Below are 17668 nucleotides of genomic sequence, written 5' to 3'. Positions count from 1 at the left end.
TTATGAATGCGCCAATTAGGAATAATGTTTGTCTGGAAGAAGGCAAGGTTTCCGTTCAACTAAATCGTGAGAATACAATTAAAAGTATTTTCGTTCGTGATATTCAACTGTCGTTATTTAATACACCAGATGGTGAAAGATCACTGACCAGCATCTTCGTACGAATTAAAAATGAAGATGGAACTTACAAGTTATTGGATTTGTTCAATGATCCCTCGACCAAGTTTGCACGTTTGACTGAATCACTTGTATGGGTATCTGACTTTGAAGGTTTGCAAGTCCAAACTGTGCTTAACTTGGACGGTGAAACTACGACGGGTTTCTTTGCAGTAGAGCTTTTCAATTGTTCAGGCACTTCGATAGAGTGCGATATTACTTATGGGCAAGATATTGGGCTTGCTGACCCCGAGCAAGTGAAAACCAATGAAGCATATTGCAGCCAATATTTAGACCAGCAATCGATCATGACGGAGCTGGGGTGGGTGATCAGTTGTCGTCAGAACATCAGTCAGGAAGGAAAGAACCCTGCTATCCAGGTGGGGTGTTCTTCCAAGGCTGAAAGCTTCAGTACCGATGCATTTCAGTTTTTTGGCACTGAGTATAAGCAGACTGGTATTCCGGTGGCACTTGAGAAACCGCAGCTTGCCAATGAAGTGTATCAATATGAGATGGCCTATGCTGCGTTGCAAACGCCTTCTTTCACACTAGAAGCAGAGCAGCGAAAACAAACGCAGTTTTATTTTAGTTTTGTTGATGATTTGCCCGTTCAGAATCGTTCTCAGCCTTCTGAGCTTGCTCCGATTACATTTGCAGAGTCGCCTGTCGTTGTGGACAACAACGCTCTACAGGCTTCATGCATGAAGACCATACCATCATTGGTTGGTGAGGAGATGACAGAAGCGGATTTGGCCGAATGGTTTGATTCTCGTGAGCTTGAGGAATATGAAGCGGGAGAGTTACTGTCGTTCTTCGAAGCTTCAGGTACTTATGTGACATTGCAAGCCAAGGAGACCAAACAAGAGCGTCCAACTGGACACATTATATTGACGGGAAGCGATTTTGATCATTCAAAAGAAGTGATGTGCTCGACCAATTATATGTTTGGTGTGTTCAATTCTCAGCTTTGTGTTGGGAATACTTCTTTCCAAAAAATGATGAGCGTTAACCGAAACGCACTGAACTACCACAAAAACACCGGTCAACGTATTCGAGTGAAGCTCAATGGACAGCGTTACGTTTTAGACCTTTGTTCTGCGTTTGCGGTATCACGTACTTGCGCTACTTGGTTCTATAAAGTGGTTGGTGGGATGATTGTCGTTCGCTCTTTTGCTTGCAGTAGTGACACTAAGGTTCAATTGGACATCGAAGCTTATGGATTCGACGACGCTCTAGATATTGAAGTTACGCATCACCTAGTCCATGGAAACCATGAATCAGAGTCAGTGGTATCGGTAGCCAAAAATGATAATTTGCAGACGGTTGTGTCTGGCAGTAACGAACTACTGGATGAGATTAACCCGAATTTGACGTTTAAGATCTCTGCAACGTCGGGCTTTAATTATGTCGATACCGTGGTTAATAGCGAAAATCAAAGTGAAGAGTACTTAATCTACCAGGGGAGTGTGGCACAAAAAGAAAGCTTACTTATTGAAGCAAACCAGCCTTTAGATGAGCCAGCAGACTTCTTGTTCCATGCGACAGAAACAGCCTGTTCGGAGCAAGCTCTGGACGAGCTGACAAATCATTTCGATGTTCTTATCGAAAACGAAGAAGCGAAGGGTAAGAAGCTAAACCAAGCGGTGCACTGGTTTACTCATAACGCGCTTGTTCACTACAGCTCTCCTCACGGCTTAGAGCAATACTCTGGTGCTGCATGGGGAACGCGTGATGCATCTCAGGGGCCGTTCGAGTTCTTTATGAGCCTTGGTAAATTTGAGAAGGCGAAGAGTGTGCTTTGTAAAATATACGCGCATCAGTATCTCGAAACAGGGACATGGCCACAGTGGTTTATGTTTGATGCGTTTAAGTCAATTCAGCATGATGAATCTCATGGGGATGTTGTTGTTTGGCCGCTGAAAGCACTTGCAGATTATATTGCCGCGACGGGTGATGCTGATATCTTAAAAATGAAGGTGCCTTATAGTACCGAAGCCGCTGGACACAGCTATATCGCAAGTGATGCTACTCTCTACGATCACGTGGTCAAGCAGATCGATCATATTGAAGCAAACCTAATCGAAGGGAGCTTTTTATCAAGTTACGGCGATGGTGACTGGGATGATACTTTACAGCCTGCTAATCAAAGCTTGCGAGAAAAGATGGTAAGTGGTTGGACGATTCCTCTTACATTACAGACCTTTAAGACATTTGTTTCTAATGAAGCTGTGAAAGGTGAGTTCTCTGAGCTTTGCCAAAGAATCAATGAGCTAGCATCGGGAATGCACGATGACTATCAGCGATACCTTCTAAAAGATGACATCGTTGCGGGCTTTATCCATGTCGAAGATTTCAATGAGAACAAAATAAACTACTTGCTTCACCCTGCGGACCAAACAACGGGTATTGAGTATCGGCTACTACCGGCTAACCGTTCTATTATTGCCGAGCTGTTCTCTAAAGAACAAGCCGAATATAACCTAGAGCTTATTAAAGAAAAGCTCTTGTACCCAGATGGTGTTCGCTTGATGGATAAATTAGCGAAATACGAAGGTGGTAAGCAAACGTACTTTAAACGAGCGGAGTTGGCGGCAAACTTAGGTAGAGAGATCGGCCTTAACTATGTTCATGCGCATATCCGTTTTATTGAAGCTTTGTGCAAGCTTGGTAATGCTAAAGACCTTTATGACAATGTGTTCAAGTTAATTCCTATGGGGATTAAAGATGAAGTGGAAAATGCGATGCTGCGTCAAGCAAATAGCTATTTTTCCAGTTCTGATGCTGCTTTCAATAATCGATACGAAGCCTATGAAGGTTACGGAGATTTAAAAGCGGGCAAAGTGGGCGTAAAAGGCGGTTGGAGAATCTATTCTAGTGGGCCAGGTATCTATATCAACCAAATCATTTCAAATGTATTGGGGATACGCTACGAGAATGGAAACCTAGTGTTAGATCCGGTGGTCAGCCGTGACCTAGGTAACGTTGCAATACGGTTCGATCTGTTTGGTAAACCTGTTTCTATAAAGATCGTGGCGGAGCGAGGGGAGCATACACCGAGAAGAATTACACTCAACGGATCAGATGTAGAGTTTTCATTAACAAGCAATAGATACAGAAAGGGCGGGGCAATCATTGATAGTGCTATCAAAGATAAGCTTTCTGATGTTAGCAATCAACTAACCATAGTTCTTTAGTTTTATTTGGGGCTGAATAAGCCCCAACTTGAGGTTTGCAATGAAAGCTACAATTAAAGATGTCGCGAAGAATGCCAACGTATCTATCTCTACTGTGTCGTATGCTCTAAATGGTGGCGAAAAAGTTAGAAAGGATACACGAGCAAGAATAATTGATGTCGCGAATGAACTTGGTTATTACCCAGAAAGGGTAAAGAAGTTAACACAGAGCAATAACAATAAGTGTGTAGGTCTATTTTTTAATTCTTGGTACGGCCCAGTCTACAGTAAGGTCGTAAAAGGCATTGAGAAACAACTGCATGCTAAAGGTTATGATGTCATGGCACTAAGCTTGTCGAACCAAGAACCGGGTACATTAGAACGATACCTGAACAATGAGTATATCGATGGTGCAATTATTCTCTCTAGTGAAATACCTGATGAAGTAATAATCAATAAAGCATCGGAGCTACTTCCCTTTGTTGTTCTCGATAGAGAAATTCATTCCGACAACGTTTACTCACTGCTTATTGATAACTTTGGGGGTTCTTTCTTAGCGGTTAAAGAGCTTATTAATAGTGGTGAAAGTGAAGTGTATTTTTTCTCTGGTCCAGAGAATAGTTACGATAGTCAAAAGAGGTTGGCAGGGTATTTGTCTGCTCTAGGGTATTTCAATATTAGCATTAAAAAGGAGTGCATTATTAATGCTGAATTTGAAGATGAAATAGCCTATGAGAAAGCAGACCAACTTTTTAAAAGGACAACACCTAAAGCGATCTTTTCGAGTAACGATGAAATGGCAATTGGAATCATTAGAGCTGCAAATAAGCACAACATTTCGATTCCAACAGATATGCGTTTAGTGGGATTTGATGACATTCAAATGGCCAACCTGATTGTGCCAAGGCTTACAACCGTATGTCACGACAAATACAAAATGGGTGTTCAGGCCGCAACCCTTGTTCTCGATGCCATCAATGGCGAAAAGGGGTTAGATAGCATGCGAATGTTACAAGCGGAACTAATTAGACGAGAAACATTTTAAGGTGAATATTATGACGAAGTGGCTTACCTCCCTACTTATGTTCGCTAGTTTAACAGCAACAGCAACAGCAACAGCAACAGCAACAAACGAGCGAACCAAGATCGATATTATGGTGCCGCCTGCAGGAGACTACATTAGTTTCTTTAATGAAATAGCAATCCCAGAGTTCAATCATCGTTATCCTAATGTCGAGGTCGTTGTATCTAACGATATGAACATCGATACGAGGATCGCAGCGGGTGATACGCCAAATCTTTATGCTGGGGTTTTTGGATACCAACCTGCCAAACTCGCGAAATTGGGTCTACTGGTATCGTATCAATCGTTTGACGATTTCAAGCAGCTGGAGAGCAAAATTGCGCCTAACTTTCTAGTAAAGAACTTCGGTCGAAACTTCTATGTTCCATGGAATGCAACGACTCAGTTGATGATATACAACAAAGAGTTATTTGTTGAAGCGGGTCTTGATCCAGACTCTCCGCCTACCACTTGGGATGAGTATATAGAAGCATCGCAAGCCATCTCTCAATTACCGCGAAGAAAGGACGGAACACCTGTTTATGGTTCGGTCATGTGGAATGAGCAGCTTTCCGCAGGGAACTGGTACTGGGGAATGTTAGCTCAGCTTTATTACAACTTTAACTCTGGTGATTATGGTTTGCTTAATAAATACGGCACGTCCATCGAGTTTGACAAGCAAGGTGCTAACTTCGAGTTGTTTTTGACAATGATGAAGGATGTCCAAGCGAACTCGCCAGTGACAATGGAGAAAAACTTTTTCTCTCGCTCAATTGGTATGTGGCCACAGTACGGATTTGGTTGGAAAAACTTATTGGATTCAGCGGCGGGCAGGCCAATGGTTGTTGGAGAGGACGTTGCGTTAGCACCAATCCCAACGTTTAAGGAAGGTGAGCCGAGCTATTCAACACTTGATGGTAGAGCTTTGATGATTTTTAAAGGAACGCGAATGCAAGAAGACTATTCCTGGAAGATGGTTCAAATGCTGATGGAAGATGACATGAACCACAAAGCGAATATGTACCTTGGTCAACTTCCGGTCTTAACCACACTAGTGGATAAGCCTTACTATCAAAGCCCAGGCGTGAAACCTTTTGTCGAGCAACTGAACACCACGAAAATTAGCGAACCATTTTTGCAAGCTGGAGATGTTGCGGGCGTCATCTTAGATACCTACACCAAGGTTGTTTTAAATAACCAAATGACGCCTGAGCAGGGGCTCGAGAGTGCGGTAAGAAATGCCAATCAAGTATTGGGTAAGGGGAAGAACTAATGATCAATCATATGAGAACCAATTTTTGGAGCTACGTTTTCTTGTTGCCTTGGCTACTGTTTTTTGTTGTGTTCTTGGTATACCCACTATTTCTATCTTTTGAAAGTAGCTTTCTGAGTATCAATATTCTCAACCCGGAAGAGACGAAGTTCATTGGGTTTGGGAATTGGATAAACATTGCTTTGGATTGGATGTTTTGGAAGTCGTTATTGAATGTTCTGTTCAATCAAGTGATTTTCGTATCCTTGAGCTTTGTTATCGCGTTATCGCTAGCACTACTGCTTAACGAAGTGAAGTTTCTAGGAGGACTGTTCCGCACGGTCATGTTTATCCCAGTAATTACTTCGATCACTGTGGCGATGATCGCCTTTGACTTTATCTCAGGCCCATCCGGCCCAGTTCAAACGGGGATGGCTCAGCTTGGTGTCATTGATGAGCCGGTGTTTTGGAAGTTTGACCAGTGGCTACCAATGCCAATCATTGCTGTGTTCAGTTCATGGAAGTGGTTTGGTGTACAAATGATTATTTTTCTGGGCGGCATTGCAAGCATCAATAAGTCGCTTTATGAAGCCGCCGATATTGATGGTGCTTCATGGTGGAGAAAAGTTACCAAGATAACGATTCCTATGATTAAGAATCAGATCATATTTGTTATGACTATTAATATTATTAATGGCCTTCAGATGTTTACAGAAATATTCATGAACTTTGACCTTAAAGGGGGAGCGTATCAGTCGGCACTAACGCCAGTTGTATATCTATATGACACGGGTTTTGCACAGATGGAAATGGGCGCGGCTTCTACTATCGGTCTATTACTTGCGGCAATTATCTACATGCTGACAATGCTTCAACTAAAGATTACCACTAAGGACTCTAATTCATGAAAGTAAACAATAATCAAATTCTAATATTAGGTTTGCTAAGCTTTGCTAGTATTATCGTGCTTTATCCATTTTTCTATATGATCATGAATTCATTTAAGGATGGAAGTGACATTCTTCACTACCCAACGGCTTTGCCAAAGGCAATCTCATTGACAGGGTATATTGATGTCATTAAGTCTGTGAATCTGGGTCGTATATTTTTTAATACTATCTTTATCTCTGTCACTGTAACTATCATGAACACACTGTTTTCAGCGATGGTTGCCTTTGCGATAGTAAAAACGAACTTACCAAGTAGAGAGTTCTGGCTGAAAATCATCTTGGCATCAATGATGATTCCAGCAATCCTATTTACTATCCCAACCTATATGATGATGTATGACTGGGGCTGGATAAATACCTATCGAGTGCTAATTATTCCATCCGCAATTAGTGCATATAATGTGTTTCTTATGGTGCAGTTTATGAAGCAAATTGATAATGCATACTTAGAGGCTGCAAGAATCGACGGTGCGTCTGAATTTAGAATTTTCTGGAAAATTATTCTTCCTATGATTAAGCCGGCGCTTTCAACTGTTGGCGTGCTGACCTTTATGAATACCTGGAACGACTTTATGAATCCTTTACTCTATGTAAGAGACGATTCGCTCATGACGTTACAGCTTGCTTTATATAACTTCCAAACCGAGGTCCCAGCGGCCAACGTGGAACAATTGTGGGCAATGACCACTATGATAGCGTTGCCTGTTGTTATTGTGTTCTTCTTCTTACAAAAGAACTTTGTAAAAGCATTTACTGGTGTGGGTATTAAGTAGGTTTATTATGAAGAAACTCATTTTATTAACTCTGTTTGTTGCCGTTACTTATATTAGTGCTTATGCAAAAGTGTACCAGCAGACGGCTAATTACTTTCATCATGCGCAAGCTCAAGAACATGATGGCAATTATATTGAGGCATTAAAAGGTCTAGACAAAATCGAGCTGAGGATTGATGAAGACTATGTCGGTGGTTATCAGCAAGTAATCGAAGCGTGGGAACAAAGTGGCATGAAGCCTAAGCCTAGCTTTTATTATGAATCACAGCCAAAGCCGAAAGAGATTATCGGCAAAATGACCAACGAACAACTTGATAGCTTTATCGATGTTTATCTTGAGTTAGACAACAAGTATGTTCTTGAAGCCGCAAAGTTGAGATATAACCGCGCCATTGCTAAAGCGGACACCTCTGTTGCAGAAAGTACCGCTGAGTTATTGACAGAAGCATTTGACTATCAGTTAAAGTAAGATTTGAGAAGATGATGACACTAAATTACAACAACCCTGATTTATCCACTGAAGAGCGTGTTAGCTCGTTACTTTCTCTGATGTCACTGGAGGAGAAAATTGGTCAACTCTGTCAATCGCCTATGCTGGAGTATGACAGTAAGAAACAAGAATATTTGAGCCAAGTCCGCAGTGGTTTGGTTGGATCGCGAATTCTTGCTGATACAGCATGGGCTGGCAACGCTCCAGGGGAAACCGTCGACCCAGAGCAAATCAATGAGATCCAAAGAGTTGCCGTGGAGCAGAGCCGTCTAGGTATTCCGGTTATCTTTGCCCGTGATGTTATCTATGGTCAGTCTACCGTTTTGCCTATTCCGTTGGCTCAGTCTTGTTCTTGGAATGCATCGTTGGTAACCGATGCATACCGCGATGTTGCTCTAGAAGCCTCTTCTCTTGGCATCAATTGGACTTTTGCGCCGATGATGGATGTTGTACGAGACCCTCGCTGGGGCCGAGTGATTGAAAGCTTTGGTGAAGACCCACTTTTGAATGGTGCTATGGCCGCTGCTGTTGTTAAAGGCTTCCAAGGGGATGATTTGGCATCCCCTAGCAGCCTAGTTAGCTGTGCCAAACACTTTGTTGGTTATGGGGCTTCTGAAAGCGGGTGCGACTACGATACAACTGAAATATCAGAAAACACCCTAGCTAATGTTTACCTTCCTCCTTTTAAAGCCGCTATTAATGCTGGCGTAAAGACCTTTATGTCGGGATTCAATGACTTAGGTGGAACTCCGGTGACATCATCTAAGGACTTGATCAACGGTTGGCTAAAGAAAGATCATGGATTTGACGGGTTTGTGGTGAGTGATTGGGGCTCTATTTCAGATTTACATCATTTCCGCGTGGCGAGGGATGAGGTTCATGCGGCTGCAATGGCGCTGGACGCTGGCGTCGATATGGCCATGACATCGGAAGCATACCAAGACCATCTGCACACAGCGTTAGAGGCGGGTTTGGTGACTATACAGCAGATTGATGATGCGGTTAGTCGCGTCTTGACGGTAAAATTTGAAGCTGGTCTGTTTGAGCATCCTTATGTGGACGCAGAGAAAGCTCAGCTGTGTCAACGTGCACCTGAACATACTAATAGAGCAAAGGAACTTGCTCAACAGAGTATGGTGCTGTTGAAAAACCGCGATAACTTGTTGCCGCTTGTCCAAAATGAAACCAAAGTCGCTGTCGTTGGACCTCATGCACATACTCAGCGACAGCATTTAGGCTCTTGGTGTTTAGACGGCAAGTCTGATGACGTGGTGTCCATTTACCAAGGAATCAAAGACCTTATCGGCGAGCAAAACGTGTTGACCGAATACAGTGCGCTTACCGATGAGTGGGTGGAGTGTGCTCATCGTGCGGACGTTGTGGTGCTATGTGTTGGTGAAAGCCATCGTAGCTCGGGTGAAGCGAGAAACATTGCTGAGTTGAAGCTACCATCTGGCCAAGAAGAAGCAATTGAGGCCATTGCTAACACGGGCAAGCCATTCGTTGTCGTGCAATGCGGCGGTAGACCGATGCCTTCACAGGCGATCTCTCGCCATGCTGATGCGCATTTGATGGCTTGGCAATGTGGTACTGAAACAGGCGCGGCGGTTGCTGACCTTCTCTTTGGTAGGGCTTGTCCTAGTGGTAAGTTAACCATGACTTTCCCTAAGTCTACGGGTCAGATCCCTATTTACTACAATAAGAAACCACTGGGTAAAATGCGAGATTTTGCCGATTATCGCGGCTATAAGGATGTTGATAGAGTACCGTTGTACCCATTTGGATATGGCTTGAGCTATGCGAAGTTTCGTTATAGCGATGTAGAGTTGATGTCTATTGCTGGTGGTAAAGTGAAAATTGGATTTACTCTTTCAAATTTATCACCGATAAAGGCAACGGAAATCTGCCAGCTCTATTTTTCTAGAGCATATTCAAGCTGTACTCGCCCAGAGAAAGAGCTGATTGGTTTTGAACGTGTTGATATCGAAGCGTGCAGCAGCCGTCATGTTGAATTTGAAGTGGATATTGATGGATTGGGCTACTTTGAAACCATCGCTGATTATGTCAATCCAAAATCGGCGGTCACGTTCTTGGTTGGGCCGAATTCCGATGATTTATTACCACTAGAGTGTACAAGCTCTCAACTTTACCAAACTGAGGTTAACTAGACGATGACAACAAACCGAAAACCTAACATTCTGGTATTTCTTAGTGACCAACATAACGGTATGTACTTGGGCTCTAGTCCTCAGGTAGAGCAAGAGAGAGTAGAGACCCCTGTTTTGGACACTATGGCGCAAGAAGGAGTCAATTTCACAAGCGCTTATACGCCAAATCCTCTTTGCGTGCCTGCACGTCTATCATTGATGACGGGCAAGCATTCAAGTCAAACTGGGACATTTACCAATCTTTGTACGATTGCAGATGATCAGGCCACATTCGCTCATTCACTGGGAGCGGAGGGGTATGAAACCGTACTGTGTGGAAGAATGCACTTTTTGGGCTATAACCAAAGGCACGGTTTTACGAAAAGAATTCTAGGCGATTTCCTTCCATCTATGTGGGCGTGGTCGCGTGAAGATTGGATAGAGAGTGAGATTGGAGACTTTGCAGACTCATTGACGATTCCAGGTTCGTTAGAAGTGGCGAAAGGGGGCATATCACCGATCCTTGAGTATGACAAAAAAGTGGTTAGAACAGCCATCGAGTACATGCAGCAAGATCATGAAAAACCCCAGCTGATTGTTGTCGGCACTTATGGTCCTCACTGTACTTACGTCTGTCCGGAAGCGCTTTTTGATAAATACCGCCCGCGCGTTAAGTTGCCGCATAGCTTCCATAATCAGCCTGATGATTTGGAGAATATGACAGACCACTTTAAGAATACGGTTGAGGAGTCCAAAGTGCTCGACATTCGCGCTGCTTATTGTGGAATGGTAGAACAAATTGATACTCAGGTTGGTATGGTCAAATCCGCATTTGAAGCCTATTGTGAGCGTCAAGACCGCGATAATGTATTCATTTATACCTCTGATCATGGTGACCAGATGGGCGAGCGTGAAATCTATGGAAAGCATACCTTCTTTGAAGGCTCGGCGAGGATCCCGATGCTTGTCACTGGTACCAACATTACTCCCAAAGAGGTGACGTCACCGAGCAGTTTGATAGACATTGGTCCGACGCTGTGTGAGTTAGCAGGAGCGCAACCTCCAAGTCGTCAAGACGGTCAGAGTTTGGTCTCAGAGATCTATCGTGGAGAGGTTGATAGTGAAAGGTACGTGATTAGCGAACTTATCGATAACGAAAGTGATGGCACGCCAATCATTGCACGAATGATCCGTAAAGGGCCTTTGAAATTAATTCGCTACCATGGAAAGGAATCCCAAGACTTACTTTTCGATGTAGAGTCTGACCCCTATGAGCTCACCAACATCATTGGAGAAGTGTCAGAAACGACAGTGCAGGCGTTGCTTGACTTGATATACCAAGGTTGGGATTTAGAGCGTGCCGTTGACCTGCATACGGCAAAAATGGCGGACAATGAGCTATTAACGCGCTGGGGTAAAGAGCAGAATTTTAAATGCTCAGATGATGAAGACTATGTCATGGTGCCGGAGTTTGCGAAAACACTATAAGTTGTCTCGCTGAACTACTGCGATAAGTAAAAAAATAGGGTAACGAACGTTACCCTATTTTTGTTTTTATGCTTTAGATTGGGTTTTAATGCCGGGTACAACATCGCTTGTATTTTTTACCACTGCCACAAGGACACTCGCTATTTCGGCCGATACTTCTCCTTTCTGCTTCAGGCTTTGTATCGGTGCGCTGACGGAAGTAGCGCATAATATCGGATGCCGGTCGGCCTTGTCTTAGCAAGTGAGCCATAGCGGTCATCGATTTTTCAGTATGCTTAAAATGTTCGTAGTAGGCGTGACATAAATAGTTGTGGTCGGGTTTTCCATTTGAACCTAATTCAAAGCGATGCTTTGGGCACCCTCCGTTGCATGCAAAACGGTAACGACAGCTCAGGCATTTCTGATTCAATGTTTCATACTTGTCTTTACCAAACTGAATTGCTGCGGGTGAATTGTTCATTGCAAATATGGTGGAGTCGTGGATGTTACCCAGTTTGTATTCTGGATAAACGTAGTGGTCACATTGGTAGAGATCACCGTTGGCCTCTAGGGCAAAAGCGTGCCCGCAGCGAGGTGAAAAAACGCATATGCCTGCCGGCTCTCCAAGCCAGGATGCCAGCATAGAATCAAAGCTTTGAACAAAGGTTTGTCCGACATCGTGTCGCACCCAGTAATCAAATATGGTGTTAAGAAACTTAGCGTAAGCTTCCGGATCCACTGACCACGGTGTAACAGGGGAAAAGGTATCACCCGGTTTGGCGAGTGTTAGACTTTCTTCGCTTCGACTAACTTCTCGTTCAACCAATGGAATGAACTGAATGTATGTTGAGCCAATGTCTTTGAGAAACTGATAGACGCGAAGCGGCTCATGTACATTTTTAGCATTGATAACAGTGAGTGTGTTGAACTCTACAGCGTGTTTATTGAGTAACGTTATCGCTGCCATCACTTTACTATGTGTGCCGCGTTTTGAACGAGTTACGCGGTAATGATCGTGCAGATCTTCTGGGCCATCGATAGATACGCCAATGAGAAAGTTGTGCTGTTTAAAAAAACGGCACCAATCATCATTAATTTGCAAACCATTAGTTTGAAACGCGTGCCGAATCGACTTGCCCTCACCATACTTGTCACACAGTGCTACTACTTTTTGGTAGAACTCTAGCCCTAGAAGAGTCGGTTCACCTCCTTGCCATGCGAAGTCAACAAACTCACCTTGTTGGGCCTCGATGTGTTGTTGGATAAACAGCTCTAATGTTTCATCAGTCATCCGCCAGTTTTGCTGCCTTTCTGGATAAAGTTTGTCTTTTTCAAGATAAAAGCAGTACTTGCAATCGATATTGCAAACGGATCCCGAGGGTTTGGCCATTACGTGGCAGGAGGTTATCTTTTGCATAGTGTTTCATCGTGTGTGCTAAACAATAGACTTTCTAAAGTCCGCTAAAATGTCCAAATCGACTGGGCTAGGTTTTCTGCTTTCTTTGAGTAACACTCCGGATGCCTTTAGGGCTTTGCAGTATCGGATAACAGTCGTGATATCTGTGCCGCTATACTCGCCGATTTCCCGATATGTCCAGGGGTATTCTGGGTACATTTCAAAGAAGTGAGTGAGGGTATCAAGGATGCGCTTTTTGGCGCTAAAAGCGTTGTACTGCATCAGCCTTTTTTCTGCTTCACCTAGCTCAGTGCAGACTTCTTTCATCAGGTACTGTGCTAAGTCTGGAGCCAATTCATCAAGAGACTGAAAATCATTAACGTCAATTCTTATAATGTCGCTATCCAACATGGCTCGTGCAGTCGATGGATAGTTTTGGTTGGTAAACAGTGAGCGATACCCAAAGTAACTGCCTGGTCCGTAGATTCGGAGTAGCGATTCCTTACCGCTTTCAGTTACTTGATATAAGCCAACCTGACCACTCTTAACGCAATAAAGCCCTCTAGCAGAGTTACCGCCTCTGTAAACCACTTGTTTTCGAGTGTAACTAGCGAGTGCGGCCTGTGATTCCACCGTGAGCGTTGGGTCAATGAGCATGAGAGTAAACCATTATGAAAATCTGGCTTCAAGATACTCGATATTTCAATGCTGAAATATGACCATCGCCATAAAATTTTCAGAAACAATGGGGATAAAGTGATACCAAATGAAACCGTGTAAAACGGATGGCTAACTTTGGAGTTGTTGTAGTGGAACTGAGTGGTTTTTTGTTTGAATTGTTGTTCTCTGAAGCCTCGATTTTAAAAATTTTACTTGGCACTGTTTTTGGCTTATGTCTCGGTCTTACGGGGGTTGGAGGGGGAGTATTACTTATCCCAATGCTGCAATTTTTCTGCGAGATGCCTCCAGTATTAGCGGTGGGAACCGCAAGTATGATTTCTGCGATGGTGAAGGTTAACGCTTCCTTTTTCCATCTAAAAGCTAACAATGTATCTTGGCGTCAGATGGCGCTGCTTTTTCTCGGAGCGCTACCATTAACCTTGTTGGTGACGCAGTGCATTGTTTTTCTAAATGAACATCCCGTTCATAGCGAGATCACTCAGAGTTTGGTTTCGTTTCTTGTTTTATTAGTGATGTTTGGGTCATTAGTATCTGTGTTAATCAAGTATTTTAGCCATCGCGCGGGTACGAATCAGGCTGAGTGTAGTAAGCCCAAAAAAAGTACCGCGGTGTTGTCCGGGATGTTTTGCGGCACAGTACTGGGTTCCACGGGGGTTGGAGGAGGGGTTTTGCTGCTGCCTATCTTCACCAACCTTTTGAATGTAGACATTAAAAAAGCGGTAGGTTCTTCCGTGGTTGTGGCTCTGTTGTTATCGTCGGTTGCGGCTTTCGGTTACGCGAAAGGGGGGCAATCAGACTTCGATACGGCCTTGCTATTTTTAATTGGCTCTTTCGCTGGTGTTCCGATAGCTTCGATATTCATGTCTCGACTGTCCGAAAGTTCTATCTATTTAATAACGTTAGTGATAATTGGTATTAGCTGTGGACTGTATTTATTTACTTAAGCTTTTTTATGACACTTTAAAGGTGGACCGCGTAGATTGCGTAGCTCAAGGCATTTGAGCTACGCTGGTAGGTTCGCCTCGGAATACAAGTTTCAGTCAACATCATTAATTGGTGTTGTGCACGCACAACGTAACTTAAAACTCACTATCAACCTGAAACACCAATCGCTCCTTACTATAAGGATGATCAAGCTCCAACCGCTCCGCATGCAAATGCAATCGATCTGCCTTCTCGCCATACAAGGTGTCGCCAACCATCGCCATATTCAAGCCAAGATGATGAGCACTGTGGACGCGTAGCTGGTGGGTTCGGCCTGTTTTCGGGTACATGTACACCTTGCTTCGGCCATCCCGCACTTCAATCAACTCCCAATGAGTTTGCGCTGGCTTGCCATGTTCATAGCACACTAGTTGTCTTGGGCGATCATCAGGGTCGCCGCGCATGGGTAGCGAAATATCGCCCTCGCTCTGGGTAAGTTCACCTTCGAGCAATGCAACATAGCGCTTTTGTACAACACGGGTAATGAACTGCTTTTGTAGGCTTTTGTTGGCGCGCTTGGTTAGAGCGAAAACGAGCAATCCAGATGTCGCCATGTCTAGGCGGTGAATCACATAGGGGCCTTCAACATCTGGGAACAGGGCTTGCAGGCGCGTATAGGCCGAATCTTTAATGGTTTTGCCTGGCACAGATAACAAACCTGATGGTTTATTGATGACTACCATTGCTTCATCTTGGAAAACAATTTCCAGCTTTTTGTCTTGCGCCCAGTTTTGCTCTAGCGGGTTAGGCTCTACGTTTAGGCCTTGCAGCATGTGTCCTAAGATAGGTTGGCATTTGTTGTTGCATGATGGGTAAAAACTGCCGTGCTTACGGATTTCTGACTTGGGCGATACCCCCCACCAAAACTCGGCCAAAGCCAAAGGCGTAAAGCCGTGCTTGTAGGCGTAGTGCAGCAGTTTTGGTGCGGCGCATTCGCCGGCACCGGCTGGTGGAATCGGGGTTGTCGTTGCCGCGAAGATATCAACTAAATCGCTGGTTTCACCACGTTGATTCAAAAAGCGATACTGCTTATGAAGTTTGTGCTGCAATGCGTTGGATAGCGCTTTATGGTGCTCTCTAAGCTCTGCAAGATGGATTTCTAGTTCTGCTAGTCGCTGTTCTTTAACAGCGAGCTTATCTTCCCACTTGAGCTTTAGATATTTGAGCGTGTTTTTTTCTGCAACGCTTTGTTTGCCAAGCTCGTCAAGTAAGGACTGAAGAGCATCGCCACTGAGTGTTTGTTGCGCTTCTTTTCGCTGCAGTTTGCGAGCAGCACGGCCTTGAATCATGGTGTCGCGATGCGCTTGTTCTTCTTGTTGGTACGCGGCACGCTCTGTTGCGATTTGCTCTTTGAGTTCTGTGATTTCAGGTGCGTTGGCGAAGGTTTTGTATGTCGCAAGCGCTTTGGTGATGGCGTCGGTGTCTTCTCGGAAGAAGCCGTCTTCAGTAAGCATATCGAAGACTGGTGGGACGAATCCTGGCAGGAGGTTTTGGTCTGCAATCTTGCCAGAAAAGGCACTCAAAAAGCCGATTTGGCCTTGTGGGTTTTGCACCAGTAAAACACCGAACATCTTACCTCGACCTTGGCTCTCGTCTTTTATGCCAAAGTCATAAATGAAGTCAGTTTGCGTTTCTAGATACTGCTGGAGCTGATTCGCCGCTAACACGCACAGCGGGTGAGGCGTGTAGTAGAACGGAAACGTAAATTGTTCTGGTAACTCGTAGCCTTCGATAGCAACATCAAATTGGTTAAAGCAGTGTTGGGGTGAGTGCATATTAAAGGCCGTGGGTCATAGAAAATTGAGCACGGATTGTACCTTGTTTGGACAGAATTTCCATGAGTAGTGTTTGTTGGCTTTTGAGCTCTTTGAGGGTTGCTCGGTGTGTCTTTTATTTTCTAGCTAATCGGGTAACATAACTGTCTGATTAACATAAAGGTAGGCATCTATGTCAGCAACCAAGTCAGAAGCATATGGTTTAGGGTTTATTAGCGATGAGCAGCTATTTGAGCATGTGAAAGATACGGTTCTTAAGTACCGATTCAAAATCAACCTGTCGCAGTTTAATAAGAACTTACTTGACCCAATCAAACTTACCTTTGATTCAAAGATTTATGGCAAGACGATACCTGAAATCATTGAATCTGAGTCTATTCGTCAGATTGACAAGTCAAACACCAATCACATCGGCTATTTTCATCAAAATATATTTAAATTTTTTGATGGCTGGGAAGTGCCAGAGCAAGGCTTTGATACGATTAACTCAGAGCTAAATATCTATGCGGAGCTAAAAAATAAGCATAACACCATGAACTCGGCTTCATCACAGAAGACCTACATGAAAATGCAAAACAAAATTGTCCGCGATGATAAGGCTGTCTGTTACTTAGTTGAAGTTATTGCTAAGAATAGCCAAGATATTCCTTGGGCTATCAGTTTGGATGGTGAAAAGATCAGTCATAAAAACATTCGAAGAGTATCAATGGACAAGTTCTATGAGATCGCTACGGGTGATGCTCATGCCTTCAAGAAACTATGTCAGGTATTACCTAGGGTGATTGACGATGTCGTCGCTGAAGCCAAGCTTGGAAAAATCGAGAATACGGTTTTCACTGAATTGGAAAACATTTCTGACGATGTGCTAAAAAGTATCTATCTGCTTCCATTTGAGCAATATGAAGGCTTTGACGAGCTTAATTTTTCTTGAGCAAAAAAAAACACCAGCCGAAGCTGGTGTTTCTCGTGTTATTGAAACTGAATTACTCAGCAGCAACAACTTGTAGTGCGATAGTTGCGAAAACTTCAGAGTGAAGTTGAACGCTGATCTCGAACTCGCCAGTTGTACGTAGAGCGCCTTCAGGAAGACGAACTTCGCTTTTAGCAACTTCAACGCCTGCCGCAGTGATTGCGTCAGCGATGTCACGAGTACCGATAGAACCGAATAGTTTGCCTTCGTCACCCGCTTTAGAAGCGATAACAACAGCTTCAAGAGCGTTAACTTTCTCAGCACGAGCTTCAGCAGCAGTTAGTTGCTCAGCAACTTTCGCTTCTAGTTCAGCGCGACGAGCTTCAAACATTTCAACGTTGTTCTTAGTTGCCATTACAGCCTTACCTTGTGGGATAAGGAAGTTACGAGC

Annotated in this window: 14 protein-coding genes; 10 read left to right on the top strand and 4 right to left on the bottom strand. The window is 43.8% G+C overall.

The annotated features are described in order from the left end of the window. Nucleotides 1–2 precede the first annotated feature (2 nt). Genes ACVA6Q_RS12875 through ACVA6Q_RS12840 form a run of 8 tightly spaced genes read left to right on the top strand, consistent with a single transcriptional unit; the run spans nt 3 to nt 11492 of the window. Complete coding sequence (locus ACVA6Q_RS12875; RefSeq protein ID WP_446647787.1) at nt 3–3350, top strand: GH36-type glycosyl hydrolase domain-containing protein; 3348 nt, start codon at nt 3–5, stop codon at nt 3348–3350. Nucleotides 3351–3390: 40 nt separating this feature from the next. Then, the gene (locus ACVA6Q_RS12870; RefSeq protein ID WP_446647786.1) at nt 3391–4374 is read left to right on the top strand and encodes a LacI family DNA-binding transcriptional regulator; all 984 of its coding nucleotides are present in this window, start codon (nt 3391–3393) and stop codon (nt 4372–4374) included. Nucleotides 4375–4384: 10 nt separating this feature from the next. Next, nucleotides 4385–5665 carry an extracellular solute-binding protein gene (locus ACVA6Q_RS12865; protein ID WP_446647785.1) on the top strand — a complete coding sequence of 427 codons (1281 nt, stop codon included), beginning with the start codon at nt 4385–4387 and terminating at the stop codon, nt 5663–5665. Nucleotides 5666–5676: 11 nt separating this feature from the next. Continuing rightward, the gene (locus ACVA6Q_RS12860) at nt 5677–6552 is read left to right on the top strand and encodes a carbohydrate ABC transporter permease (protein WP_446647784.1); all 876 of its coding nucleotides are present in this window, start codon (nt 5677–5679) and stop codon (nt 6550–6552) included. Further along, nucleotides 6549–7367 (top strand): carbohydrate ABC transporter permease, encoded by an 819-nt coding sequence (locus ACVA6Q_RS12855; RefSeq protein ID WP_353496524.1) that lies wholly within the window; start codon nt 6549–6551, stop codon nt 7365–7367. Before ACVA6Q_RS12860 ends, ACVA6Q_RS12855 begins: the two co-directional genes overlap by 4 nt. Nucleotides 7368–7374: 7 nt before the next feature. After that, complete coding sequence (locus ACVA6Q_RS12850; RefSeq protein WP_353496523.1) at nt 7375–7836, top strand: hypothetical protein; 462 nt, start codon at nt 7375–7377, stop codon at nt 7834–7836. 11 nt (nt 7837–7847) lie between these two features. Next, a complete protein-coding gene (locus ACVA6Q_RS12845) occupies nt 7848–10025 on the top strand; it encodes a glycoside hydrolase family 3 N-terminal domain-containing protein (RefSeq protein ID WP_446647783.1) in 2178 nt (725 codons plus the stop codon). A gap of 3 nt (nt 10026–10028) precedes the next feature. Continuing rightward, complete coding sequence (locus ACVA6Q_RS12840; protein WP_446647782.1) at nt 10029–11492, top strand: sulfatase-like hydrolase/transferase; 1464 nt, start codon at nt 10029–10031, stop codon at nt 11490–11492. 85 nt (nt 11493–11577) lie between these two features. Here the strand turns inward: ACVA6Q_RS12840 and ACVA6Q_RS12835 are convergent, their stop codons facing one another. After that, nucleotides 11578–12888: an anaerobic sulfatase maturase gene (locus tag ACVA6Q_RS12835; RefSeq protein WP_446647781.1), complete on the bottom strand. Its 1311-nt coding sequence runs from the start codon at nt 12886–12888 to the stop codon at nt 11578–11580. An 18-nt stretch (nt 12889–12906) separates the two neighbouring features. Further along, on the bottom strand, nt 12907–13524 hold the full coding sequence (locus ACVA6Q_RS12830; RefSeq protein ID WP_446647780.1) for a Crp/Fnr family transcriptional regulator: 618 nt from the start codon (nt 13522–13524) through the stop codon (nt 12907–12909). A gap of 152 nt (nt 13525–13676) precedes the next feature. Between ACVA6Q_RS12830 and ACVA6Q_RS12825 the strand changes: the two genes are divergently transcribed. Continuing rightward, nucleotides 13677–14492, top strand: a complete 816-nt coding sequence (locus ACVA6Q_RS12825; RefSeq protein WP_353496518.1) for a sulfite exporter TauE/SafE family protein — start codon at nt 13677–13679, stop codon at nt 14490–14492. A 135-nt stretch (nt 14493–14627) separates the two neighbouring features. Here the strand turns inward: ACVA6Q_RS12825 and ACVA6Q_RS12820 are convergent, their stop codons facing one another. After that, a complete protein-coding gene (locus tag ACVA6Q_RS12820; RefSeq protein WP_446647779.1) occupies nt 14628–16307 on the bottom strand; it encodes a pseudouridine synthase in 1680 nt (559 codons plus the stop codon). A gap of 172 nt (nt 16308–16479) precedes the next feature. Here ACVA6Q_RS12820 and ACVA6Q_RS12815 point away from each other — a divergent pair, with 172 nt between their 5' ends. Further along, complete coding sequence (locus ACVA6Q_RS12815; protein ID WP_446647778.1) at nt 16480–17238, top strand: Eco47II family restriction endonuclease; 759 nt, start codon at nt 16480–16482, stop codon at nt 17236–17238. A 52-nt stretch (nt 17239–17290) separates the two neighbouring features. Here ACVA6Q_RS12815 and rplI read toward each other — a convergent pair. Further along, the coding region (rplI, locus tag ACVA6Q_RS12810) for a 50S ribosomal protein L9 (RefSeq protein ID WP_446647777.1) at nt 17291–17668 on the bottom strand (378 nt) is incomplete at its 5' end.

This window comes from Vibrio sp. DNB22_10_4, from assembly GCF_052879755.1.
This window is presented reverse-complemented; position numbering and strand designations above follow the sequence as displayed.

Coding starts and splice junctions, on each gene's coding strand:
- ACVA6Q_RS12875 (WP_446647787.1), top strand. CDS start 3: ATGAATGCGCCAATTAGGAATAATGTTTGTCTGGAAGAAGGCAAGGTT.
- ACVA6Q_RS12870 (WP_446647786.1), top strand. CDS start 3,391: ATGAAAGCTACAATTAAAGATGTCGCGAAGAATGCCAACGTATCTATC.
- ACVA6Q_RS12865 (WP_446647785.1), top strand. CDS start 4,385: ATGACGAAGTGGCTTACCTCCCTACTTATGTTCGCTAGTTTAACAGCA.
- ACVA6Q_RS12860 (WP_446647784.1), top strand. CDS start 5,677: ATGAGAACCAATTTTTGGAGCTACGTTTTCTTGTTGCCTTGGCTACTG.
- ACVA6Q_RS12855 (WP_353496524.1), top strand. CDS start 6,549: ATGAAAGTAAACAATAATCAAATTCTAATATTAGGTTTGCTAAGCTTT.
- ACVA6Q_RS12850 (WP_353496523.1), top strand. CDS start 7,375: ATGAAGAAACTCATTTTATTAACTCTGTTTGTTGCCGTTACTTATATT.
- ACVA6Q_RS12845 (WP_446647783.1), top strand. CDS start 7,848: ATGATGACACTAAATTACAACAACCCTGATTTATCCACTGAAGAGCGT.
- ACVA6Q_RS12840 (WP_446647782.1), top strand. CDS start 10,029: ATGACAACAAACCGAAAACCTAACATTCTGGTATTTCTTAGTGACCAA.
- ACVA6Q_RS12835 (WP_446647781.1), bottom strand. CDS start 12,888: ATGCAAAAGATAACCTCCTGCCACGTAATGGCCAAACCCTCGGGATCC.
- ACVA6Q_RS12830 (WP_446647780.1), bottom strand. CDS start 13,524: ATGCTCATTGACCCAACGCTCACGGTGGAATCACAGGCCGCACTCGCT.
- ACVA6Q_RS12820 (WP_446647779.1), bottom strand. CDS start 16,307: ATGCACTCACCCCAACACTGCTTTAACCAATTTGATGTTGCTATCGAA.
- ACVA6Q_RS12815 (WP_446647778.1), top strand. CDS start 16,480: ATGTCAGCAACCAAGTCAGAAGCATATGGTTTAGGGTTTATTAGCGAT.